The 23214-nt window shown below is 63.0% G+C and carries 18 protein-coding genes, 2 tRNA genes and 1 pseudogene; 16 read left to right on the top strand and 5 right to left on the bottom strand.

The genetic code is table 11. The annotated features are described in order from the left end of the window. The first annotated feature begins 7 nt into the window (after positions 1-7). From hfq to FB481_RS23720, 8 genes and pseudogenes are all read left to right on the top strand, one after another. Positions 8-268 carry an RNA chaperone Hfq gene (gene hfq, locus FB481_RS18545; RefSeq protein WP_013793183.1) on the top strand — a complete coding sequence of 87 codons (261 nt, stop codon included), beginning with the start codon at positions 8-10 and terminating at the stop codon, positions 266-268. A gap of 14 nt (positions 269-282) precedes the next feature. Beyond that, positions 283-1584, top strand: coding sequence for a ribosome rescue GTPase HflX (hflX, locus tag FB481_RS18540; protein WP_147177303.1), 1302 nt, complete (start codon positions 283-285; stop codon positions 1582-1584). A gap of 98 nt (positions 1585-1682) precedes the next feature. Next, a complete protein-coding gene (gene hflK, locus FB481_RS18535; RefSeq protein WP_013793181.1) occupies positions 1683-2873 on the top strand; it encodes an FtsH protease activity modulator HflK in 1191 nt (396 codons plus the stop codon). After that, positions 2873-3742, top strand: a complete 870-nt coding sequence (gene hflC / locus FB481_RS18530) for a protease modulator HflC (RefSeq protein ID WP_013793180.1) — start codon at positions 2873-2875, stop codon at positions 3740-3742. The genes hflK and hflC overlap by 1 nt, the downstream gene beginning before the upstream one ends. A 346-nt stretch (positions 3743-4088) precedes the next feature. Further along, a complete protein-coding gene (locus FB481_RS18525; RefSeq protein WP_147177302.1) occupies positions 4089-5273 on the top strand; it encodes an ATP phosphoribosyltransferase regulatory subunit in 1185 nt (394 codons plus the stop codon). Between the two features lie 79 nt (positions 5274-5352). Continuing rightward, positions 5353-6645, top strand: coding sequence for an adenylosuccinate synthase (locus FB481_RS18520; RefSeq protein ID WP_093506448.1), 1293 nt, complete (start codon positions 5353-5355; stop codon positions 6643-6645). A gap of 561 nt (positions 6646-7206) precedes the next feature. Next, positions 7207-7911, top strand: a pseudogene (locus FB481_RS23725) (HAMP domain-containing protein); the annotation flags it as partial. Further along, the gene (locus FB481_RS23720) at positions 7885-8769 is read left to right on the top strand and encodes a methyl-accepting chemotaxis protein (RefSeq protein WP_372239579.1); all 885 of its coding nucleotides are present in this window, start codon (positions 7885-7887) and stop codon (positions 8767-8769) included. The pseudogene FB481_RS23725 and the gene FB481_RS23720, both read left to right, overlap by 27 nt. Before the next feature lie 94 nt (positions 8770-8863). Here the strand turns inward: FB481_RS23720 and FB481_RS18510 are convergent. Beyond that, positions 8864-8950: transfer RNA gene (locus FB481_RS18510), tRNA-Leu, on the bottom strand. Between the two features lie 83 nt (positions 8951-9033). After that, positions 9034-9120 (bottom strand) — tRNA-Leu (locus tag FB481_RS18505). A 202-nt stretch (positions 9121-9322) separates the two neighbouring features. On the opposite strand from FB481_RS18505, the gene rnr reads away from it, so the two are divergent. The 7 genes from rnr to dnaB all read left to right on the top strand — a co-directional run bounded on the left by rnr (position 9323) and on the right by dnaB (position 16363). After that, positions 9323-11818, top strand: coding sequence for a ribonuclease R (rnr, locus tag FB481_RS18500; protein ID WP_093506452.1), 2496 nt, complete (start codon positions 9323-9325; stop codon positions 11816-11818). After that, a complete protein-coding gene (gene rlmB / locus FB481_RS18495; RefSeq protein WP_093506454.1) occupies positions 11815-12564 on the top strand; it encodes a 23S rRNA (guanosine(2251)-2'-O)-methyltransferase RlmB in 750 nt (249 codons plus the stop codon). Before rnr ends, rlmB begins: the two co-directional genes overlap by 4 nt. A gap of 203 nt (positions 12565-12767) precedes the next feature. Further along, positions 12768-13190, top strand: coding sequence for a 30S ribosomal protein S6 (rpsF, locus tag FB481_RS18490; protein WP_013793174.1), 423 nt, complete (start codon positions 12768-12770; stop codon positions 13188-13190). 28 nt (positions 13191-13218) lie between these two features. Beyond that, a complete protein-coding gene (gene rpsR, locus FB481_RS18485) occupies positions 13219-13449 on the top strand; it encodes a 30S ribosomal protein S18 (RefSeq protein WP_013793173.1) in 231 nt (76 codons plus the stop codon). Positions 13450-13485: 36 nt separating this feature from the next. After that, a complete protein-coding gene (locus FB481_RS18480) occupies positions 13486-14379 on the top strand; it encodes a hypothetical protein (RefSeq protein WP_093506456.1) in 894 nt (297 codons plus the stop codon). A gap of 21 nt (positions 14380-14400) precedes the next feature. Continuing rightward, positions 14401-14847 (top strand): 50S ribosomal protein L9, encoded by a 447-nt coding sequence (gene rplI, locus FB481_RS18475; protein ID WP_013793171.1) that lies wholly within the window; start codon positions 14401-14403, stop codon positions 14845-14847. A 121-nt stretch (positions 14848-14968) separates the two neighbouring features. Then, positions 14969-16363, top strand: coding sequence for a replicative DNA helicase (gene dnaB, locus FB481_RS18470; protein WP_075932396.1), 1395 nt, complete (start codon positions 14969-14971; stop codon positions 16361-16363). Between the two features lie 4 nt (positions 16364-16367). Here the strand turns inward: dnaB and FB481_RS18465 are convergent, their stop codons facing one another. Continuing rightward, a complete protein-coding gene (locus FB481_RS18465) occupies positions 16368-18218 on the bottom strand; it encodes a diguanylate cyclase domain-containing protein (protein ID WP_147177300.1) in 1851 nt (616 codons plus the stop codon). A gap of 199 nt (positions 18219-18417) precedes the next feature. Here FB481_RS18465 and FB481_RS18460 point away from each other — a divergent pair, with 199 nt between their 5' ends. Further along, on the top strand, positions 18418-20739 hold the full coding sequence (locus tag FB481_RS18460; protein ID WP_147177299.1) for a YgiQ family radical SAM protein: 2322 nt from the start codon (positions 18418-18420) through the stop codon (positions 20737-20739). A gap of 108 nt (positions 20740-20847) precedes the next feature. Here the strand turns inward: FB481_RS18460 and FB481_RS18455 are convergent, their stop codons facing one another. After that, on the bottom strand, positions 20848-22113 hold the full coding sequence (locus FB481_RS18455; protein WP_093506464.1) for an Hsp70 family protein: 1266 nt from the start codon (positions 22111-22113) through the stop codon (positions 20848-20850). A 67-nt stretch (positions 22114-22180) separates the two neighbouring features. Then, the gene (locus FB481_RS18450) at positions 22181-23134 is read right to left on the bottom strand and encodes a YbhN family protein (protein ID WP_027903231.1); all 954 of its coding nucleotides are present in this window, start codon (positions 23132-23134) and stop codon (positions 22181-22183) included. Positions 23135-23214: the final 80 nt, after the last annotated feature.

Below are 23214 nucleotides of genomic sequence, written 5' to 3'. Positions count from 1 at the left end.
GCGGCACATGTCAAAAGGGCATTCGCTACAAGACCCTTACCTCAACACCCTGCGGAAGGAGCGCGTTCCGGTTTCCATCTACCTGGTCAACGGCATCAAGCTGCAGGGCCAGATCGAATCCTTCGACCAGTTCGTCATCCTGCTGAAGAACACCGTCAGCCAGATGGTCTACAAGCACGCGATCTCTACCGTGGTGCCGAGCCGTCCGGTTCGTCTGCCAAGCGCGTCGGAGTCCGATCAGGCCGAGTCCGAGCCAGGTAACGTCTAAGCCAGGGGGTCGCATTGTTCTTCGAGCGCCATGAAGGGGGTGAACGGGCCATCCTGGTTCATCTGGATAGTCAGAACACCGAGGCGAGCGAGGATCCCCAGGAGTTTCAGGAATTGGCACTGTCCGCCGGTGCCGATACCGTGGCGTTCTTCAGTGTGCCCAATAGCCGGCCCACCGCGAAGTTCCTCATCGGTAGCGGCAAGGTGGAAGAGCTGCGTGACCAGGTCAAGGCCCACGAGGCCGACCTGGTCATTTTCAATCATGTCCTCACGCCCAGTCAGGAACGTAACCTCGAGCGCATGTTCGAGTGTCGCGTGCTGGATCGCACCGGGCTGATTCTCGACATCTTCGCCCAGCGCGCACGTACCCATGAAGGCAAGCTGCAGGTCGAGCTGGCTCAGCTCGATCACATGAGCACGCGCCTGGTGCGTGGCTGGACTCACCTCGAGCGGCAGAAAGGTGGTATCGGTCTGCGCGGCCCGGGTGAAACCCAGCTGGAAACCGACCGCCGCCTGTTGCGTGTGCGCATCCGCCAGATCAAGCAGAAGCTGGAGAAGGTGCGCAGCCAGCGTGAGCAGGCACGCCGTGGCCGCAACCGGGCCGATATTCCCTCCGTGTCTCTGGTCGGCTACACCAACGCCGGCAAGTCCACGTTGTTCAACGCCTTGACCGAGTCCGAGGTCTACGCGGCCGATCAGCTTTTCGCTACCCTTGACCCGACCCTGCGCCGTCTGCAACTCGACGACCTGGGGCCTGTGGTGCTGGCCGATACTGTGGGCTTCATCCGTCACCTGCCGCACAAGCTGGTCGAGGCGTTTCGCGCGACTCTCGAAGAGTCGAGCAACTCCGATCTGCTGCTGCACGTGATCGACTCCCACGAGCCGGAGCGCGATGCGCAGATCGAGCAGGTGCTCGAAGTGCTTGGTGAAATCGGCGCCCAGGACCTGCCGGTGCTTGAGGTCTACAACAAGCTCGACCTGCTCGAAGGCGTCGAACCGCAGATTCAGCGCAATGCCGATGGGCGCCCCGAGCGTGTGTGGTTGTCGGCGCGTGATGGTCGCGGTTTGCCGTTGCTCAGGCAGGCGATCGCCGAGCTGCTTGGTGACGACCTGTTCGTCGCCACGCTGCGGCTGCCGCAGCGCCTGGCGCGCCTGCGGGCGCAATTCTTTGAACTGGGCGCGGTGCTGCAGGAGTCCTATGCCGAAGACGGCAGCAGCCTGTTGCAGGTGCGTATCCCGCGGGTCGAACTCAATCGTCTGGTCAGCCGCGAGGGGCTGCAGCCGGTGGAGTTCATCGAGCAACACACTTTGCAATAAAGCCCGCAGCGGTGATTTTGCCGCTGGAAGCAGGCATTCTGTAGCATTGGTGGGCGCGCCGTTGGGCGCGTCTTTGCTTTATCAGTATGGAGAGCGCTATGGCTTGGAATGAGCCGGGTGGCAACTCGAATAATCAGGACCCCTGGGGTGGCGGCGGCCGTGGCGGTAAAGGCGGTGGCGGCGGCGATCGCAAGGGACCACCGGATCTTGACGAAGCCTTCCGCAAGCTGCAGGACAACCTCAATGGGTTGTTCGGTGGCCGCAAGAAACGCGGCAGTGATGGTAGCGGCTCCGATAGCGGCAAGGGTGGCGGTTTCGGCCTGCTGTTCGTTGCGCTGGCCGTGGTCGGCGCCTTCTGGCTGTACAACGCCATCTACGTGGTCGACGAGCAGGAGCAGGCCGTTGTGCTGCGTTTCGGCAAGTACTACGAGACGGTCGGCCCGGGTCTGAACATCTACTTCCCACCGATCGATCGCAAGTTTCAGGAAAACGTCACCCGCGAGCGTGCTTACAGCAAGCAGGGGCAGATGCTGACCGAAGACGAGAACATCATCGAAGTGCCGCTGACCGTTCAATACAAGATCAGCAGCCTCAAGGATTACGTGCTCAACGTCGACATGCCGGAAACCAGCCTGCAGCACGCCACCGACAGCGCCGTGCGCCACGTGGTGGGCTCCACCGAGATGGATCAGGTGCTGACCGAAGGCCGTGAGCAGATGGCTGGCGATGTTCGCGAGCGCCTGCAGCGTTTCCTTGATACCTACCGCACCGGTATCACCGTTACCCAGGTGAACCTGCAGAGCGCCGCGGCGCCGCGTGAAGTGCAGGAAGCCTTCGATGACGTGATTCGTGCTCGCGAAGACGAGCAGCGCGAGAAGAACCTGGCGGAAACCTACGCCAACGGCGTGGTGCCGGAAGCCCGTGGTCAGGCCCAGCGTCTGATCGAGGACGCCAGCGGTTACCGTGACGAAGTGATTTCCCGCGCCCAGGGTGAGGCGGATCGCTTCACCGCACTGGTTGCCGAGTACCGCAAGGCACCGGAAATCACTCGCGAGCGTCTGTATCTGGACACCATGCAGCAGATGATGACCAACACCAGCAAAGTGCTGGTAACCGGCGACAAGGGGCAGAACAACCTGCTCTATCTGCCGCTGGACAAGATGATCGACAGCCGTGGCGGCAGCAGCAATCCGTCGTCCGGCGCGGCCGGTGCCGGCGCTGCCGATCTCGGCGCGCGTGTGGGTAACAACGTTGGGCAGCCAGACGTGCGTACAAGGGAGAGCCGCTGATGAGCAATAAATCACTGGTGACCCTGATCGCGGGCGTGGTGCTGGCCCTGGTGGCCTGGAGCAGCTTCTACATCGTGGCGCAGACCGAGCGGGCGGTATTGCTGCAATTCGGTCGCATCGTCGAGGCAGACGTGCAGCCGGGACTTCACATGAAGATTCCGTACGTCAACCAGGTGCGCAAGTTCGATGCCCGCCTGCTGACCCTGGATACCGTCAACTCGCGCTTCCTGACGCTCGAGAAGAAAGCGTTGATGGTTGATGCCTACGCCAAATGGCGCGTGCAGGACGCCGAGCGTTACTACACCGCGACTTCGGGCGTGAAGCAGATCGCCGACGAGCGTCTGTCGCGTCGTCTCGAGGCCTCGCTGCGTGACCAGTTCGGTAAGCGCACCCTGCACGAGTCGGTGTCCGGCGAGCGTGATGCGCTGATGGCTGACGTGACTGCCTCGCTCAACCGCGCGGCGCAGCGTGAGTTGGGTATCGAGGTGGTGGACGTTCGCGTCAAGGCCATCGACCTGCCCAAGGAAGTCAACCGCAGCGTCTTCGACCGCATGAGTTCGGAGCGTGAGCGCGAGGCTCGTGAGCACCGCGCCAAGGGTAAGGAGTTGGCAGAAGGTATTCGCGCCGACGCCGATCGTCAGCAGCGCGTGATTCTCGCCGAGGCGTATCGCCAGGCCGAGGAACTGCGTGGTGAGGGTGATGCCCAGGCCGCGGCCATCTACTCCAAGGCCTATGGCCAGGATCAGGAGTTCTACGCCTTCTATCGCAGCCTGAACGCCTATCGCGAGAGCTTCTCCGACAAGCGTGACGTGCTGGTGCTGGATCCGAGCAGCGACTTCTTCCGCTACCTGGAAAAGTCCAAGCCGTAACGAGGCTCCGAGCCGCAAGCCAAACACCGCAAGCCGAAGCCCCGTGCTCGCTTGTCGTGTGAAGCTTGCGGCTTGAGGCTTTCGACGTGGTATGATGCAGCAGCCGGGAAAATCCCGGCTTTTTTACGCCTGTGGGAATCATGCGGCACGAACTGAGCGTTACGTTCTGTCTTTCAAGGTCCCTGACCTTGTCCCTTTCCGCGCCGCTGGCGTGGGGGCTTCGTGCAATCAAATCTCTGATCGTCTCGATGCCCGTTCCTGGAGTCGGCCGGCCTGTTGCCGTGCTCGGCTTCCCATCCGCTTCACTGAAGGCTTGTGCCGCCCGAATCAAGAGGGAAATGGCGAAATGGCAACGGTAGACCGCTGGCTGCTGCCAGATGGGATCGAAGAAGTATTGCCCCCGGAAGCGGCGCGCATCGAAATCGCGCGTCGTCAGGTACTGGATCTGTTCCAGCGCTGGGGCTATGAATTCGTGGTCACTCCCCACATCGAGTACCTGGAGTCGCTGCTCACCGGCGCGGGCCAGGATCTGGATCTGCGTACCTTCAAGGTGACCGATCCTCTGTCTGGCCGGCAGATGGGTTTCCGTGCCGACATCACCCCGCAGGTCGCGCGCATCGATGCGCATACCCTGCGCCGTGAAGGGCCGAGCCGCCTGTGCTACGCCGGCAGCGTACTGCATGCGCAGCCGCGGGCGCTGACCACCTCGCGCAGCCCGATTCAGCTGGGCGCCGAACTTTACGGCGACGCCAGTCCGGCCAGCGATGTAGAAGTGATCAGCCTGCTGGTCGACACCTTGGAGCTGGCCGAAGTGCCGGACGTGCACATGGACCTGGGGCACGTCGGTATCTACCGCGGCCTGGTGCGTGCTGCTGAACTCTCTGGTGAGGCCGAGCAGCAGCTGTTCGATGCCCTGCAGCGCAAGGCCATGGACGAGATCGATGCGCTTACCGAGGCGCTGCCGGACTCGCTGCGTCGCATGCTGCGGGCCCTGGCCGAGCTGTGCGGAAGTCGCGAAGTGCTGGATCTGGCCCAGGCCTGTCTGGTCGATGCGCCGGATGACGTGCATGCCGCTCTCGACGAGCTGGTGGCCATCGCCGATGCGCTGGAGCTGCGCTATCCGGAGCTGCCGTTGTATTTCGATCTCGGTGAGCTGCGTGGTTATCACTACCACACTGGCGTGGTGTTCGCCGCGTTCGTACCGTCCGTGGGGCAGGCCATCGCCCAGGGCGGTCGTTACGACGACATCGGAGCCGACTTCGGTCGTGCCCGTCCGGCTACCGGCTTCTCCACCGACCTGAAGACGCTGGTGACGCTCGGCCGTATGCCGCTGGGCGAAGAGCCTGCAGGCATCTGGGCGCCGGACAGTCATGATGTTTATCTGTGGCAGGCGGTCCGCCGCTTGCGCGCCGATGGTGAGCGCGTGGTACAGGCGCTGCCGGGGCAGGAATTGAGCGAGGCGGTGCAGGCGCACTGTGATCGCCAACTGGTATTGCATGAGGGTCGCTGGCAGGTGCTGGCGCTGGACTGAGCGGCCTGCTGGCTCGTCTATTCTGATTTATTTTCGCCGGCCGCGACCGGCTCAAGCTTGCGCGAAGAGGACAAGTATCATGGGTAAGAATGTCGTCGTCCTGGGCACCCAGTGGGGTGATGAGGGCAAGGGCAAGATCGTCGATCTGCTGACCGAACACGCCGCCGCCGTCGTGCGTTACCAGGGCGGTCACAATGCCGGCCACACGCTGGTGATCGACGGTGAGAAAACCGTACTGCACCTGATTCCGTCGGGCGTGCTGCGTGAAGGTGTGCAGTGCCTGATCGGCAATGGCGTGGTGGTCGCTCCCGACGCCCTTCTGCGTGAAATCACTAAGCTGGAAGAGAAGGGCGTACCGGTGCGTGAGCGCCTGCGCATCAGCCCGTCCTGCCCGCTGATTCTGTCCTACCACGTGGCCCTGGACCAGGCGCGCGAGAAGGCCCGTGGTGAGCTGAAGATCGGTACCACCGGTCGCGGTATCGGCCCGGCCTACGAAGACAAGGTCGCCCGTCGCGGCCTGCGCATCGGTGACCTGTTCCACCGCGAGCGTTTCGCCGCCAAGCTCGGCGAGCTGCTGGATTACCACAACTTCCAGTTGGTGAATTACTACAAAGAGCCGGCCATCGACTTCCAGGAAACCCTGGATCAGTGCATGGAATACGCCGAGCAGCTCAAGCCGATGATGCTCGACGTCACTGCCGAGCTGCACAACCTGCGTCGCGCCGGCAAGGACATCATGTTCGAAGGCGCCCAGGGCTCGCTGCTGGACATCGACCACGGCACCTACCCGTACGTCACCAGCTCCAACACCACTGCCGGCGGTATCGCCACCGGTTCTGGCGTTGGCCCGATGTACATCGACTACATCCTCGGCATCACCAAGGCCTACACCACCCGTGTCGGTTCCGGCCCGTTCCCGACCGAGCTGTTCGATGATGTCGGCGCCTTCCTGGCCAAGCGTGGCCACGAGTTCGGTGCTACCACCGGCCGTGCCCGTCGTTGCGGCTGGTTCGACGCGGTGATCCTGCGTCGCGCCATCGACGTCAACAGCATTTCGGGCCTGTGCCTGACCAAGCTGGACGTGCTCGACGGCCTGGAAACCATCCGTATCTGCGTGGGCTATAAGAACGAGAACGGCGCTGTCATCGACGCCCCGACCGATGCCGACAGCTACATTGGCCTGGAGCCGGTGTACGAGGAGATGCCGGGCTGGAGCGAGTCGACCCTGGGTGCCAAGACCCTGGAAGAACTGCCGGCCAACGCCCGTGCCTACATCTCGCGCCTGGAAGAGCTGGTCGGTGCGCCGATCGACATCATCTCCACCGGCCCGGATCGCAACGAGACCATCGTGCTGCGCCATCCTTTCGCCTGAGTGGTAACGGCTGCTGTGGCAGCCGCAGGTCGGTAAACGAAACGGGTCGCCCTTGGGCGGCCCGTTTTCGTTTGACGAGGCGCGAGGCCTGGGTGCAATCTGGCGATGTGCCGCTATTCGGCACGCGCCTTGCTTTGACTTGCTCCTACCCTGAAGTTGCCGCTCCTCTGGCGGTCGGAGGATTTGCCCGTGATCGCTGTCTTTTCGCTGCTGCGTAGTCGCCTATTGCTGCCCGTGTTCATCGCGCTGGGCGTGGCGCTGTTCGTTCAGGTGGTGCTGGTGCTGGCACTGACGCGCAGCACCGTGGATGGTCTGGTGACCGATCTTGAGCGTCAGCTGGGCAGCGATTCCCAGCGTCTGGCGACCGAGCTGGAGCAGGCCAACAAGGACGTGTCGGCTAGCCTGGGCGGGCTTTCGGTGCGTACCCGTGAGAGTCTGTCGGCCGGGCTGTCGAGTCGCCTCAGTGATGAACGTGTGCAGATTCGTGCCAGTCTCGAGCGCAGTCTGCGCGATTCCGCCAATGATCTGGCGCAGCTGCTCGCTGCCGTGGCGCCGCGTGCCATGTGGGATTCCGATATCCCTGCGCTGTCGGAATTCGCCCGCCGTGCGCAGCGAAACCCCAACGTGCTGTTCGTAATCTACGACGATGCCGAGGGTAACCATCTGACCCGTTACCTCAACCGTCAGAACGAGCAGATTCAGCACATGCTCGATACCGGGGCGGGTGAGCGTGCGCTGGACAAGGTAATCAATGCGGCCAAGACCGACCCGGGCGTGTATTTCGTCGAAGCCAGCATCAGCCCCAATGATGTGGAAATCGGCAAGGTGCTGATGGGAGTTTCCACGTCCGCCATCGAGGCCGAGCTGCAGGCAGTCGACAAGCGTTTCGAGGCCTTGCTGGCCAGCGGCGGTCAACTGGTGGCTGATAGTCTGGCCGGCGCCTCCACGGATAGCGCCAAGGCGCTTTCGGAGCGGCTGGCCTCGGCGCAGCAGGCGGCCCAGGGCATGGCGACCAATACCGGTGCAGCGGTCGACGCGGCCGCCTCCAACCTGCGCTGGCGCATCGGCATGGGCCTGGCGGTGGTTGGCTTCGGCGTATTGCTGGCGCTGGCGATCGTGCTGGGGCGTCGCGTGGTGGTGCGCCTGCGCACCTTGATCGCGGCGCTCGACGACTTGGCCGCTGGCGAGGGCGATCTGACCCGGCGAATCGAAATCGACAGTCGTGACGAGGTGGGTGAAATGGCCTCTGCCGTTAACCGTTTCGTCGCCAAACTGCAGCCCATCGTGCGTGAGGCCGGTGACGTGGCGGTGCGCACCGGACAGGAAATTACCGCGCTGAGCGCTCGCAGCGTTGCCGCGGAGCAGGCTGCCGAACGCCAGCGTGACGAAGTGGCAGCCAGCCTGCAGGCGCTGGCAGTAATGGCTGACGAGGCTCAGGCCGAAAGTCGGGCCATGCAGGAGGCTTTGCAGCGGGTCGAGGCGATTCGCCAGTCGACCCAGGAAAACACCGCCATCGCCAACCGGGTCGGCGGCTCCATCGAAGAGCTGGTGCAGCGGGTCGACGCCGGTTCGGCGGTCATCGAGCGTCTGGCCAAGCAGAGTGAGCAGATCGAGGTGGTGCTCACGGTGATTCGCTCGATCGCCGAGCAGACCAACCTGCTGGCCCTCAACGCGGCCATCGAGGCGGCGCGGGCCGGCGAGAGCGGCCGTGGCTTTGCCGTGGTGGCCGATGAGGTGCGTGCTCTGGCCAGCAAGACCCAGCAATCGACCGGCGATATCCAGTCGCATATCGTCGCCCTGCAGCAGGGCGCCCGTGAAGCGGTCGGGGCAATCGGTCAGGCTGGGCAGCAGGCGGACCAAGGCTTGGCGGCGCTTCGTGAAAGCGCGCGTATCCAGCAGGCGGTACAGCGCTCGGTTGAGGACGTACACGGCGCCATCAATGCCGCCACTCAGGCTGCAGCGCATCAGGCCGAAGGGGCCGATGCGGTGCGCGGTCGTGTCGAGGTAATCCACGCCGAGGCCCAGCGTGCGGCCGAGGCGGTGGCGGCGACGGCCAATAGCGGTCGTGTACTCGATGGCCTGGCGGGGCAGCTCAAGGACAGCCTGGGTCAGTTCAAGGTGTGAGGAGGGCAGCGCGGGCCTGGTGATTGCCAGGCCTTGCGGGTCACTTTTGCTCAGGCAATAAAAAACCGAGCCATTGGCTCGGTTTTTTGAATTTTGGTGCCCAGGAGAAGACTCGAACTTCCACGATCTTGCGATCACTGATACCTGAAACCAGCGCGTCTACCAATTCCGCCACCTGGGCACTGCAGTAATGTTCACCGTTGCCGGTACGGATCATTACATCCGTTATTTGCAAAGCAGGTTATCAAGCTGCTTCACGAAATTTGGTGCCCAGGAGAAGACTCGAACTTCCACGATCTTGCGATCACTGATACCTGAAACCAGCGCGTCTACCAATTCCGCCACCTGGGCACTGAAACTGATGATTGCTCATCTGCTTCGTGTTACAACGTCTGCTCGACGCTGTGGGCGCGAACTATACGGTCGCGCTTTTACCTTGTAAACCCCTGACGTCGAAAAATTATTTGTGCTGAGAGCTGACCCGGAGGGCGCTTTCGCGCTTCAATAGATACATGGCAAAAAACGACTCTATAGATAAGGTGAACAGTTTCTAATGGCCGATTGGCAATCCCTCGATCCCGAGGCCGCCCGAGAAGCGGAAAAGTATGACAACCCCATTCCCAGCCGCGAGCTGATTCTTCAGCAACTGGCTGATCGCGGCTCGCCCGCCAGTCGTGAGGAGCTGCTCGAAGAGTTCGGGCTGACCACCGACGAGCAGATAGAAGCCCTGCGCCGCCGACTGCGCGCCATGGAGCGCGACGGTCAACTGATCTACACCCGCCGCGGCACCTATGCGCCGGTGGACAAGCTGGACCTGATCCTTGGTCGCGTCAGTGGCCACCGCGACGGCTTCGGCTTTCTGGTGCCCGATGACGGCAGCGATGACCTGTTCCTGAGCCCCGCGCAGATGCGTCTGGTATTCGATGGCGACCGCGCACTGGCGCGGGTTTCGGGCCTCGACCGTCGAGGTCGCCGCGAAGGCGCTATCGTCGAAGTGATTTCCCGTGGCCATCAGACCATTGTCGGTCGTTATTACGAAGAGAGCGGTATCGGCTTCGTGATTCCTGACAATCCGAAGATCCAGCAGGAAGTGCTGGTCACTGCCGGCCGTAACGGCGGCGCCAAGCAGGGCCAGTTCGTCGAAGTGACGATCACCCACTGGCCGACCCCGCGCTTCCAGCCCCAGGGCGACGTGACCGAAGTGGTCGGTAACTACATGGCACCGGGCATGGAAATCGACGTGGCCCTGCGCAGCTACGACATTCCTCATGTCTGGCCAGAGGCGGTGCTCAAGGAAGCCCGCAAGCTCAAGCCCGAGGTCGAGGAGAAGGACAAGGAAAACCGCGTCGACATGCGGCATATCCCGTTCGTCACCATCGACGGCGAGGATGCCCGCGATTTCGACGATGCGGTGTACTGCGAGAAGAGCGGCAGCAACTGGCGCCTGTTCTCCGGCGGCTGGAAGCTTTACGTGGCCATCGCCGACGTTTCCCATTACGTGAAGGTCGGCTCGGCGCTGGACGCCGAGGCCCAGGTACGCGGCAACTCGGTGTACTTCCCGGAGCGGGTCATTCCGATGCTGCCGGAAGAGCTGTCCAACGGCCTGTGCTCGCTGAACCCCAAGGTCGATCGCCTGGCCATGGTCTGCGAGATCTCGATCTCCAAGACCGGCAAGATGACCGACTACAAGTTCTATGAGGCGGTGATCCACTCCCATGCGCGCCTGACCTACAACAAGGTCAGTGCCATGCTCGAGCAGCCCAAGAGCAGCGAAGGCAAGGCCCTGCGCAGCGAGTACAAGGACGTGCTGCCGCACCTCAAGCAACTGTATTCGCTCTATCAGGTGCTGCTCACCGCTCGCCACGAGCGCGGCGCCATCGACTTCGAAACCCAGGAGACCCGCATCATCTTCGGCTCGGGCCGCAAGATCGCGGAGATCCGCCCGACCCAGCGCAACGATGCCCACAAGCTGATCGAGGAATGCATGCTGGCCGCCAACGTGGCCACCGCCGCGTTCATGCAGAAGCACGGCATTCCGGCGCTGTACCGCGTGCACGATGGTCCGCCACCGGAGCGCCTGGAAAAGCTCAAGGCGTTTCTCGGCGAGCTGGGGCTTTCCCTGCACCGTGGCAAGTCCAAGGACGGTCCGTCGCCCAAGGACTACCAGGCACTGCTGGAAAGCATCCGCGGTCGCGAGGATTACCACCTGATCCAGACGGTGATGCTGCGCTCGCTCAGCCAGGCGGTATACAGCGCTGACAATCAGGGGCACTTCGGCCTCAATTACGACGCCTACGCGCACTTCACCTCGCCGATTCGCCGCTACCCGGATCTGCTGATCCATCGCGCGATCCGCAGCGTGATCCGCTCCAAGCAGGACACCCCGCACGTCGAGCGTGCCGGTGCCGTTAGCATGCCCAAGGCGCGCATCTATCCGTACGACGAACCAATGCTCGAGCAGCTCGGTGAGCAGTGCTCGATGTCCGAGCGACGTGCCGATGAAGCCACTCGTGACGTGGTCAACTGGCTCAAGTGCGAGTTCATGAAGGATCGCGTCGGTGAAACCTTCCCGGGCGTGATCACTGCCGTGACCGGTTTCGGCCTGTTCGTCGAACTCAAGGACATCTACGTCGAAGGCCTGGTGCATGTCACCGCGCTGCCTGGCGATTACTACCACTTCGATCCCGTGCATCACCGTCTGGCGGGTGAGCGCAGTGGCCGCAGCTTCCGCCTTGGCGATAGCGTGTCGGTGAAGGTCATGCGTGTCGATCTGGATGAGCGCAAGATCGATTTCGAGATGGCTGAAGGTACAGAGCAGGCGCCGGCGGCGCGCGGCAAGCGGCGTGAGTCTGGCGGCGATAGCCGCAGTGGCCGCGGCGCGCGCAACACGCCTGCTGGTAATACCGACGTGCAGAAAAGCCGTGATGTGAAGAAGGCGCTGCTCGCCGAGTCCAAGACTTCCGGCAAGAAAGGTGGCAAGCCGACGGACAAGGGCGGCAAGCCGAGTCGCCATCGCAAGGGGCCGTCGAAAGGCAAGGCCAAGTCATGAGTCAGCTGGAAAAGATCTACGGCGTGCATGCCGTCGAGGCGCTGCTGCGTCATCACCCCAAGCGCGTGAAGCAGATCTGGCTGGCCGATGGGCGCAGTGACCCGCGCGTGCAACCGCTGCTCGAGCTGGCCGGTCAGGCGCGCGTCGCCGTCGGCCAGTGCGAGCGCCGCGAGATGGACGCCTGGGTCGAAGGCGTGCACCAGGGTGTGGTCGCCGAGGTCAGCCCAAGCCAGGTGTGGGGCGAGGCGATGCTCGAGGAGTTGCTCGACCGTTGCGAAGGCCCACCGCTGCTGCTGGTACTCGATGGCGTGACCGATCCGCACAACCTCGGCGCCTGCCTGCGCACCGCCGATGCGGCGGGTGCGCTGGCGGTGATCGTGCCCAAGGACAAGTCGGCGACGCTGACGCCGGTGGTGCGCAAGGTCGCCTGTGGGGCCGCCGAGGTGATCCCGCTGGTCGCCGTGACCAACCTGGCGCGCAGCCTGGAAAAACTCCAGCAGCGCGGTCTGTGGGTCGTCGGTACGGCCGGTGAAGCCGAGCAGGAGTTGTTCCAGCAGGACCTAACCGGCCCGACAGTGCTGATCATGGGCGCTGAAGGCAAAGGCATGCGCCGCCTGACCCGCGAGCACTGCGATTACCTGGTCAAGCTGCCCATGGCTGGCAGCGTCAGCAGTCTCAACGTGTCGGTCGCCACCGGCATCTGCCTGTTCGAGGCGCTGCGTCAGCGTCGCGCGCTCAAAGCCTGAACCAATCGCCGGTACAACGCCGGCGATTGGTTGTTCAAAAAATCGCCAAATCGCCTTGCGTGCGCCTGGGGGCTTCTCTAGAATGTCGCCCCTTGCCGTCATGGCAGGTGTTTGCGCGCCTCTCCGTTTCAGCAAGTCAACAGTGTCATTCACTCCTTGCCTGACCGCATTTCGCGGCAGGCTACAACCCGTAAGGAGCATTCATGCGTCATTACGAAATCATCTTTCTGGTTCACCCGGACCAGAGCGAGCAAGTCGGCGGCATGGTCGAGCGTTACACCAAACTGATCGAAGAAGACGGCGGTAAGATCCACCGTCTGGAAGATTGGGGCCGTCGTCAACTGGCCTACGCCATCAACAACGTTCACAAGGCTCACTACGTGATGCTGAACGTTGAGTGCAGCGGCAAGGCCCTGGCCGAGCTGGAAGACAACTTCCGCTACAACGATGCCGTGATCCGTAACCTGGTCATCCGTCGCGACGAAGCCGTTACCGGTCAGTCCGAGATGCTCAAGGCCGAAGAAAACCGCAGTGAGCGCCGTGAGCGTCGTGAACGTCCTGAAAACGCCGAGTCCAACGACGGCGATGACAGCGACAACAACGACAGCGACAACGCTGACGAGTAATCACCGGATCTATTGAGGAGCCAATCCCATGGCACGTTTCTTCCGTCGTCGTAAATTCTGCCGTTTCACCGCTGAAGGCGTGAAAGAGATCGATTTCAAAGATCTCAACACCCTGAAAGCCTACATCTCGGAAACCGGCAAAATCGTTCCTAGCCGTATCACCGGTACCAAGGCTCGTTATCAGCGTCAGCTGGCTACCGCTATCAAGCGCGCCCGCTTCCTGGCCCTGCTGCCCTACACCGACAGCCACGGCCGTTAAGATCTGACGTTCGACAAGTAGTAAGGGATTTATCGCATGCGCGCCTTGGCAGAATTCATCATGCGCGGCCGTATGCAGGCCACCCTCGTGGTGGTCGGATCTGCAGCTTTGCCGCTGCTGTTCTGGTTGAGTGCTGCCGCGGGAAGCCTGGTGCTTCTGCGGCGCGGCTTGAGTGATGCCGTCGGCATCCTCGCCTGGGCGTTACTGCCGGCCATTGGCTGGTGGTACTTCGGCGAACCGCGCACCTTGCTGGTGCTGCTGGGCGCGCTGGGGCTGGCGTGCGTATTGCGCGCCAATCCGTCCTGGAGGCGGGTGCTGTTGTTCAGCATCGCGCTGGGCCTGGTGTATGGACTGGTATTGGGGGCGACGTTCCGCGAGCCCATCGAAGCCATGGCGCAGGAGCTGACCAAGCTGTTGCCGCAGATGCTCGATGGGGTTCACCAACAGATGTCGGTGGATGATCAGGCGCGTCTCCAGAGTCTCATTGCACCCATCCTGACCGGATTGCTGGCAGCGTTGCTGCAGGTGGTCAGCTTGCTGAGCCTGATGCTTGGGCGTTTCTGGCAGGCGGCGTTGTACAACCCTGGAGGTTTCGGCTCCGAGTTTCGTGAGCTGAGATTTCCGCCGATGCTGGCGATGTTGCTGCTGGTCGGCATGCTGCTCGGGCCCAATCTGGGTGTCGAGATGGCCATGCTCACGCCGTTGTGCAGTGTTCCGCTGGTGTTTGCTGCCATCGCTCTGTTGCACGGGCTGGTGGCCAAGGGCCGACTGTCGAAGTTCTGGCTGGTCGGGCTGTACATTACGCTGCTGCTGTTCATGCAGCTGATCTATCCCTTGCTGGTGGTGTTAGCCATCGTCGACAGTCTGTTTGATTTTCGTGGTCGTCTGGCGGACAAGCCCGGTTCGGGTCCCGCCAACGGTGAAGGTTAAAAGTTAAGAGGTAACACCCAAATGGAAGTCATCCTGCTGGAAAAAATCGCCAACCTGGGCAACCTGGGCGATAAAGTGAACGTTAAAGCCGGTTACGGCCGTAACTTCCTGCTGCCGCAAGGCAAAGCTACCGCTGCCACCGAAGCCAACGTCGCTGCTTTCGAAGCACGTCGCGCCGAGCTGGAAAAAGCCGCTGCCGAGAAGAAAGCTTCCGCCGAAGCTCGCGCCGCTCAGCTGGCTGAGCTGGAAGTCACCATCACCGCCACCGCTGGCGATGAAGGCAAGCTGTTCGGTTCCATCGGCACCCACGACATCGCTGACGCCCTGACCGCCTCCGGCGTTGAAGTGGCCAAAGCCGAAGTTCGTCTGCCGAACGGCACCATTCGCCAGGTTGGCGAGTACGACGTGGCCGTGCACCTGCACAGCGACGTCGAAGCAACCGTCAAGGTTGTCGTAGTCGCTGCCTAATTCTCAGCGAACTGCTTAGCGGGTTTGCACTCAGGTGCCTTCCCGCTAACATCGGGCACGGTATTGCGAGAGCGGTACCGTGCCCTTTGTTTTTCACCGCAAGCATTCTTCCCAGGCGCCCATGAACGACATCAGCATCCCCGAACAATACGACCTGCAAACCGCAGCCCTGAAGGTGCCTCCGCACTCGATCGAGGCCGAGCAGGCGGTGCTCGGTGGTTTGATGCTCGACAACAACGCCTGGGAGCGCGTGCTGGATCAGGTGTCCGATGGCGACTTCTACCGTCATGACCATCGCCTGGTCTTTCGCGCCATCTTCAAGCTCGCCGAGCGCAACCAGCCGTTCGACGTGGTTACCCTGTCCGAGCAGCTCGACAAGGAAGGGCAGTTGTCGCAGGTCGGCGGCCTGGCGTATCTGGGCGAGCTGGCCAAGAACACGCCGTCGGTGGCCAACATCAAGGCCTACGCGGGGATCATTCGCGAGCGCGCCACCCTGCGCAAACTGATCGGCATCAGCAACGAGATTGCCGACAGTGCCTACGCACCCGAAGGCCGTACCGGCGAGGAAATTCTCGACGAGGCCGAGCGGCTGATCTTCCAGATCGCCGAAGCGCGGCCGAAGACCGGTGGCCCGGTGGGCATCAACGACATCCTGGTCAAGGCCATCGACCGTATCGACGAGCTGTTCAACAACGGTGACGCGATCACCGGCCTGTCCACTGGCTTCACCGACCTGGACAACCTGACCAGCGGCCTGCAGCCGGCCGACATGATCATCGTCGCCGGTCGTCCGTCGATGGGTAAGACCACCTTCGCCATGAACCTGGTGGAAAACGCGCTGATGCGCAGCGACAAGTCGATCCTGGTGTATTCCCTGGAGATGCCTTCCGAATCCATCGTGATTCGTATGCTGGCGTCCCTCGGTCGCATCGACCAGACCAAAGTGCGTGCCGGCCGCCTGGACGATGACGACTGGCCGCGGTTGACCTCGGCGGTAAACCTGCTCAATGACCGCAAACTGTTCATCGATGACACCGCCGGTATCTCGCCCAGCGAGATGCGCGCGCGCACCCGGCGTCTGGCCCGCGAGCACGGCGAGATCGGCCTGATCATGGTCGACTATCTGCAGCTGATGCAGATTCCCGGCTCCAGCGGTGATAGCCGGGTCAACGAGATTTCCGAGATCTCGCGCTCGCTCAAGGCGCTGGCCAAGGAATTCAACTGCCCGGTCATTGCCCTCTCGCAGCTCAATCGGGGTCTGGAGCAGCGGCCCAACAAGCGCCCGATCAACTCCGACTTGCGTGAATCCGGGGCGATCGAGCAGGACGCCGACATCATCCTTTTCGTCTACCGGGACGAGGTCTACCACCCGGAGACCGAGTACAAGGGCGTCGCCGAAATCATCATCGGCAAGCAGCGTAACGGCCCCCTGGGGACCGCGCGCCTGGCCTTCCTCGGCAAGTACTCGCGTTTCGAGAACCTGGCGCCCGGCAGCTACCAGTTCGACGACGAGTGACGGCTCAGCCGGCCGGCTGGAACACCGCGTAACCCGAGCGGCCGGCTGCCTTGGCCTGATAGAGCGCCTGGTCGGCTGCCTTGTAGAGGCCGGCGAACTGCTCGGCATGCTGGGGATAGAACGCCGCGCCGATGCTGATGCTGACGGTCAGGGCGTGGCCGGCGTAGTCCACTGGCCGGGCCAGTTCGGCGAGCAGGCGTTCGGCGACATCCCTGGCGTAGTGCTGGGCATCGGCGCCGCCGATCAATACCGCGAACTCATCCCCGCCCAGGCGCGCCACCGTATCGCTGCCGCGCACATGCTCGCGCAGCCTTCGGCCGATGTGCTGCAACAGCACGTCGCCGGCATCGTGGCCGTGCTGGTCGTTGATCGGTTTGAAGTGATCCAGGTCGATCAGCAGCAGGGCAAGGTTTTCATCGCTCTGCCGCGCACCGCGCAAGGCGCTCTCGCACTGCTCCACCAGGTGGCGGCGGTTGGGCAGGTCGGTCAAGGCATCGTGAAAGGCGGCATGTCGCAATTCTTGCTTCTGCTGGGAGAGTTGCAGGTTGGCGCTTTTCAGTTCGGCGGTGCGCCGGTCCACGGCCAGTTGCAGATCATCGGCGCTGGCCTGTACCTGAGCCAGGCGCGCGCCTTTTTCCTCGTCGGCGCGCTGCAGCGCTTCAGCCCGCTGGTTCTTAAGCAACTGGATGCGGTAGGCGAGGGCGAACGAGAACAGGATCGACTCCAGCGCCACCGCGACCGGAAACACATAACTGTTCCAGGCCGCTGGCTGAATGATGCCGGTAGCGCGCAGCAGCAGCAGGTTGACGCTCGCCAGGATCATGCCGTACCCGCAGAAGTACAGGCAGGCCGGAAAGTAGCCCTGGCGCCAGCGCTTCAGCGAAGCCCAGATGGCGGTGGGGATGGTGGTGATCGCCAGCAGCACGAAAATCCAGGCGCCGACCGCGCGCAGACCAAAGGCGTCGGCGGCGACGGCGGTCAGGTACAGGGCGCAGCTGATGGTCAGCAAATGATGGGCCCAGGGCAGGAAACGGCGGGTCTGCAGCAGTTTCTGAGTGAAGCGGCAGGCACCGAAGCCCCACAGTGCCGGCACGCTGATGCGATCGAGCCAGAAGGGCACCGCCGAGCCGGGCCACAGGTACTGGAAGCCATGGCCGGTCATGCCGAGAATCATCAACAGCGCGCCTGCGGTGGTCACCACGTACCAGAAGTAGGCGCTGTCACGCAGTGCCAGGAAGATGAACAGGTTGTAGAGCAGCAGCGCGGTGATCACGCCGTAGATCACGCCGAGCCAGAGATTTTCCCCGGCGGCCTGCGTTTTCAGGTCGTCCAGTTGCCAGACCTTGAGCGGAAAGGAGTTGCCAGCCGGGTCATAGCTGCGCAGGTAGAAGGTGAGTGGCTGCTCGCCCAGTTCGGGCAGGCGCAACAGCATGCGCCGGTGGGGATGGTCGCGACCCTCGGCGAAACTCACCTTCTCCCCGGACTGGCGCTTTTTCCAGCCTCCGTGGCCGTCTGGAAAGTACAGCTGCAGGTCGAGCAGGGTAACCGAGGCGACTTCCAGCCACCACTGGCTGGGCGCCATGGTCTCTGCGCGCAGAGTCACCTTGACCCACCAGGGGTTGGGGTTCTGGCCAACGCTGGCCTTGCCGCTGGCGGGCGTGAAGCGCTGCTGCACGGTCGGGTCGGCCATGTCGTCGATGCTCAGCGCCGCGCCGGGATCTTCGAGCAATTCCACCTGGCCGTTGAGACTCTGGCCGCTGCTGCTGGCCGTCAGGCTGATGACCTCGGCCTGCGCCGAAAGGCTCAGGATCGCCAGGATCAGGATCTGCGACAGGAATGTGGCTAGGCGCTGCAAGCGGGGGGCTCCTGGAGGCGAGCGGGTCTTGTTGTGTAAGCCTAAGCGTACACCGAACGCTGTGCTTTTGAATGACCAAAGCGAAGCGCGATACCTGCTATCGGATGTCCGGTACAACCTAGCGCAGCAGTCGGGTTTGGTTAAAATTTGTGCTATATTCCGCGCCCCGTGAAATTCCTGATCAAAAACGGTTACCGCCATGCAAGCCGCCAAGCCGCTGTTCGACTATCCCAAATACTGGGCCGAGTGTTTCGGCCCGGCGCCGTTCCTGCCAATGAGCAGGGAGGAAATGGATCAGCTCGGCTGGGATTCGTGCGACATCATCATCGTTACCGGTGACGCCTACGTCGATCATCCGTCGTTCGGCATGGCGATCATTGGTCGTCTGCTGGAGGCCCAGGGCTTTCGCGTGGGCATCATCGCCCAGCCGAACTGGCAGTCCAAAGACGACTTCATGAAGCTCGGCGAGCCGAACCTGTTCTTCGGTGTGGCGGCCGGCAACATGGACTCGATGATCAACCGCTACACCGCAGACAAGAAGATCCGCTCCGACGACGCCTACACGCCCGGCGGCCTGGCAGGCAAGCGCCCGGATCGCGCCAGCCTGGTGTACAGCCAACGCTGCAAGGAAGCCTACAGCCATGTGCCGGTGGTGCTCGGCGGCATCGAGGCTTCATTGCGCCGCATCGCTCACTACGACTACTGGCAGGACAAGGTGCGCCGCTCCATCCTGATGGATGCCACTGCCGACATCCTGCTTTACGGCAACGCCGAGCGTGCGGTGGTCGAAGTGGCCCAGCGCCTGTCCCGTGGCGAGTCCATTGATACCATCACCGACATTCGCGGTACCGCCTTTATCCGCCGTGATACGCCCGCGGGCTGGTTCGAGCTGGATTCGACGCGTATCGACCGTCCGGGTCGCGTCGACAAGATCATCAACCCCTACGTGAACACCCAGGACACCGAAGCCTGCGCCATCGAGCAGGAAAAAGGCCCAGTCGAGGATCCCAACGAAGCCAAGGTGGTGCAGCTGCTTTCGCACCCGCGCCTGGAGCGTGAAAAGACGGTGATCCGCCTGCCGTCCTTCGAGAAGGTGCGCAACGACTCGGTGCTTTACGCCCACGCCAACCGCGTGCTGCACCTGGAAACCAACCCGGGCAACGCCCGCGCGCTGGTGCAGAAGCATGGCGAAGTGGACGTGTGGTTCAACCCGCCACCCATTCCCATGACCACCGAGGAAATGGACTACGTGTTCGGCATGCCCTATGCGCGCGTGCCACATCCGGCGTATGGCAAGGAGAGGATTCCGGCCTACGACATGATCCGTTTCTCGGTGAACATCATGCGTGGCTGCTTCGGCGGCTGCACCTTCTGCTCGATCACCGAGCACGAAGGCCGCATCATCCAGAACCGCTCCCACGAGTCGATCATCCGCGAGATCGAGGAGATGCGTGACAAGGTGCCGGGCTTCACCGGCGTGGTCTCCGACCTCGGCGGGCCGACCGCCAACATGTACCGCATCGCCTGCAAAGACCCGGAGATCGAAAAGCACTGCCGCAAGCCGTCGTGCGTGTTCCCCGGTATTTGCGAGAACCTCAATACCGACCATTCGTCGCTGATCGAACTGTACCGCAAGGCTCGCGCGCTGCCGGGCGTGAAGAAGATTCTGATCGCCTCGGGGCTGCGTTATGACCTGGCCGTCGAGTCGCCGGAGTACGTCAAGGAGTTGGTCACCCACCACGTTGGTGGTTACCTGAAGATCGCCCCGGAGCACACCGAGCGCGGCCCGCTGGACAAGATGATGAAGCCGGGCATCGGCAGCTACGACACCTTCAAGCGCATGTTCGAGAAGTTCTCGAAGGAGGCGGGCAAGGAACAGTACCTGATCCCGTACTTCATCGCCGCGCACCCCGGTACCACCGACGAGGACATGATGAACCTCGCGCTGTGGCTCAAACGCAACGGTTTCCGTGCCGACCAGGTACAGGCCTTCTACCCGTCGCCGATGGCTACCGCCACGGCCATGTACCACTCGGGCAAGAATCCGCTGCGCAAGGTCACCTACAAGAGCGATGGCGTGGAGATCGTCAAGAGCGAGCAGCAGCGCCGTCTGCACAAGGCCTTCCTGCGTTACCACGACCCGAAGGGCTGGCCGCTGCTGCGTGAGGCGCTGGAGCGTATGGGCCGCGCCGACCTGATCGGCAACGGCAAGCACCAGCTGATTCCGACCTACCAGCCCAAGACCGACGAGTATCAGAGCGCGCGCCGCAAGAACTCGACGCCGGCAGGTAGCAAGAAGGTCGGTCAGGCAGCCAAGCCTGCTGGCGGGCGTATCCTCACCCAGCACACCGGCCTGCCGCCGCGCGGCAGCGACGGCAGCGACGGCAGCGACGGCAGCAAGCCCTGGGACAAGCGCGAGCAGGCCAAAGCAGCGGCCGAAGCCCGGCTGCAGGAGCAGCGCAAGGGCGGCGGGAAAGGGGCTGGCGGCAAGAAGAAGCCGCGTCCGGTAGCGCCGCGCTAAGGCAGGTAGTCAGCTATCCGGTGGGAGCGGGCGGAGGCGTCTAGCCCATGCCCGCGAGTCGCGCGCATGGCGCGCTCCCACAAACTTATCGCCGCCCCTTCCCAGCTGTCAGCCGTAACGCTTCTTCGCTTCGATGGCCAGGCCGCTGCCGATGCTGCCGAAGGTGTTGCCTTCTACATGCCGGGCGTTGGGCAGCAGCGCCGCCACGCTCTGGCGCAGGGCCGGCACGCCGCTGGAGCCGCCGGTGAAGAACACCGTATCGACTTGCTCCAGGGCCACGCCAGCATCGCTGAGCAGCGTGGCCACGCTGCTGCGAATGCGTTCGAGCAGCGCCGCGATGCTGTCCTCGAACAGCCCGCGGGTCAGCTCGGCGCGCAGGCCATCTTCGATGCGTTGCAGGTCGATGGGGTGCTGCTGGTGCTCGGTCAGGGCGATCTTGCTGTCTTCGATCTGCATCGCCAGCCAGTGGCCGGCGCGCTGCTCGATCAGCTTGAACAGGCGGTCGATGCCGGTCGGGTCGACGATGTCGTAGCGCATGTTCTGCAACGCCCGCTGCGAGGCGGCCGAGTAGACCATGTTGATGGTGTGCCAAGTCGCCAGGTTGAGGTGAAAGCTGGTGGGCATCAGCGCGTCGCTCTTCATCCGGCTGCCATAGCCGAACAGCGGCATCACGCCGGCCAGCGACAACTGCTTGTCGAAGTCGGTACCGCCGATATGCACGCCGCCCGTGGCCAGGATATCGCCCTGGCGTTCGGCCAGCTGGCGGCGCTCCGGTGCCAGGCGCACCAGGGAGAAGTCCGAGGTGCCGCCGCCGATATCGACGATCAGCACCAGCTCTTCGCGCTCAATGCTGGACTCGTAGTCGAAGGCCGCGGCGATTGGTTCGTACTGGAAGGACACGTCCTTGAAACCGAGCTTCTGCGCCACGGCGATCAGGGTGTTTTCGGCTTCCTGATCGGCGGCCGGATCGTCATCCACGAAGAACACCGGGCGGCCCAGCACCACGGCTTCGAAGGGGCGTTCGGCCACCGCTTCGGCGCGTTTCTTCAGCTCGCCGATAAAGAAGCCCAGCAGGTCCTTGAACGGCAGGGCGCTGCCCATCACCGCGGTTTCGCTTTTTAGCAGCTTGCTACCCAGCAGGCTCTTGAGCGAGCGCATCAGACGGCCTTCGTAGCCTTCCAGGTACTCGTGCAGGGCCAGGCGACCATAGACCGGCCTGCGCTCCTCGAGATTGAAGAACACCACGGAGGGCAGGGTGATTTTGCCGTCTTCCAACGGGATCAGCGTTTCGCCGCCCGGGCGCAACCAGCCTACGGTGGAGTTGGAGGTGCCGAAGTCGATACCGCAGGCGCGGGCAGGGGTGGAAAGAGGCATGTCGCGCGGCTCCTGAAAAAACGGCCGCGCATTCTAGGCGAAATGATCGGGCAGTGCTGCCGCTTCGTCAGGGCAGTGGAGGATTTTGCACTTCGCCGCGGCGTTCGCGCCATTGGCCCCACTCGAAGCCGAGCACCACGAGCAGCGAGAGGGCGAACGGCAGCAGCAGGTAAAAGCCACGGAATACGATGAGTGCGGCCAGTACGTCCGGCGCCGGAATCTCCGGCAGGGCCGCCAGGAAGCTCACTTCTAGCACGCCCAGGCCGCCCGGCGCATGGGACAGCAGGGCCAGGGAGAAGGACGCCAGGAATACGCCGAGCACCACCATGTAGCCCGGGTTGTAGGCTTCGGGCAGGGCGAAGTAGATGATCGCCGCGGCGCAGGCCAGCTCCAATGGGCCGGCCAGCAATTGGCGACCGACGATGCGTAGGCGTGGGTATTCGACATGCAGTTTGCCGAACTTCCAGGGTTTGAACTGCAGCCAGGAACCCAGCACGTAGAGGGCGACCAGCAGCAACAGCAGACCGCCAATGGCCACCGAAACCAGTGGGGTGACGTTCAGTACGCGGTGGATCAGATCCGGCTGCAGCACCAGTACGCAGCCGCTGGCCAGCAGCGTGCCGAGGGCGAAGGTGAAGGAGCAGAAGACGATCAGGATGCCGATTTCATGGGGCGTCAGGCCCTTGGTGCGGTAGGCGCGATAGCGCACCACGGCGCCAGAGAACACCGAAGCACCGATATTGTGGGCCAGGGCGTAGGTGGTGAAGGAGCACAGGGTGATGAAGCGCCAGGAGATCTTCTTGCCCAGGTGAGCGACGGCGATGCGGTCGTACCAGGCCAGTGCCGAGTAGGCGCCAAGGGTGGCGATGGCGGCGAGAATCCAGTTCAGGTGCGGGATGGCCTTGAGGCTGCCGGCGATCTCGTCGAGGGAGATATTGCGCACTTCGCGGTAGAGCAGGAAGCAGGACGCGACCACGGCGCACAACCCGATCAGCGTCCAGATCAGGTCACTGCGTTTCATCGTGGGCTTGGTACCTTGCAACGGCGATCCCCTGTTTCACGTCTTTGCGGACAGTCGACTCTGCATTCGATGGGCTGTCG

Origin of the sequence: Pseudomonas sp. AG1028 (assembly GCF_007993955.1) — a bacterium.
GTDB lineage: Bacteria > Pseudomonadota > Gammaproteobacteria > Pseudomonadales > Pseudomonadaceae > Aquipseudomonas > Aquipseudomonas straminea.
The sequence above is the reverse complement of the archived record's forward strand: the minus strand, read 5'-3'. Positions and strand labels throughout refer to the sequence as shown.

Bases quoted from the DNA above. Each gene is read 5' to 3' on its own strand.
- FB481_RS18455 (WP_093506464.1), bottom strand. From the start codon at position 22,113: ATGCCTCTTTCCACCCCTGCCCGCGCCTGCGGTATCGACTTCGGCACC.
- rpsF (WP_013793174.1), top strand. From the start codon at position 12,768: ATGCGTCATTACGAAATCATCTTTCTGGTTCACCCGGACCAGAGCGAG.
- rlmB (WP_093506454.1), top strand. From the start codon at position 11,815: ATGAGTCAGCTGGAAAAGATCTACGGCGTGCATGCCGTCGAGGCGCTG.
- FB481_RS18480 (WP_093506456.1), top strand. From the start codon at position 13,486: ATGCGCGCCTTGGCAGAATTCATCATGCGCGGCCGTATGCAGGCCACC.
- rnr (WP_093506452.1), top strand. From the start codon at position 9,323: ATGGCCGATTGGCAATCCCTCGATCCCGAGGCCGCCCGAGAAGCGGAA.
- dnaB (WP_075932396.1), top strand. From the start codon at position 14,969: ATGAACGACATCAGCATCCCCGAACAATACGACCTGCAAACCGCAGCC.
- hfq (WP_013793183.1), top strand. From the start codon at position 8: ATGTCAAAAGGGCATTCGCTACAAGACCCTTACCTCAACACCCTGCGG.
- rplI (WP_013793171.1), top strand. From the start codon at position 14,401: ATGGAAGTCATCCTGCTGGAAAAAATCGCCAACCTGGGCAACCTGGGC.
- FB481_RS18450 (WP_027903231.1), bottom strand. From the start codon at position 23,134: ATGAAACGCAGTGACCTGATCTGGACGCTGATCGGGTTGTGCGCCGTG.
- rpsR (WP_013793173.1), top strand. From the start codon at position 13,219: ATGGCACGTTTCTTCCGTCGTCGTAAATTCTGCCGTTTCACCGCTGAA.
- FB481_RS23720 (WP_372239579.1), top strand. From the start codon at position 7,885: ATGGCCTCTGCCGTTAACCGTTTCGTCGCCAAACTGCAGCCCATCGTG.
- hflC (WP_013793180.1), top strand. From the start codon at position 2,873: ATGAGCAATAAATCACTGGTGACCCTGATCGCGGGCGTGGTGCTGGCC.
- FB481_RS18520 (WP_093506448.1), top strand. From the start codon at position 5,353: ATGGGTAAGAATGTCGTCGTCCTGGGCACCCAGTGGGGTGATGAGGGC.
- hflK (WP_013793181.1), top strand. From the start codon at position 1,683: ATGGCTTGGAATGAGCCGGGTGGCAACTCGAATAATCAGGACCCCTGG.
- FB481_RS18460 (WP_147177299.1), top strand. From the start codon at position 18,418: ATGCAAGCCGCCAAGCCGCTGTTCGACTATCCCAAATACTGGGCCGAG.
- FB481_RS18525 (WP_147177302.1), top strand. From the start codon at position 4,089: ATGGCAACGGTAGACCGCTGGCTGCTGCCAGATGGGATCGAAGAAGTA.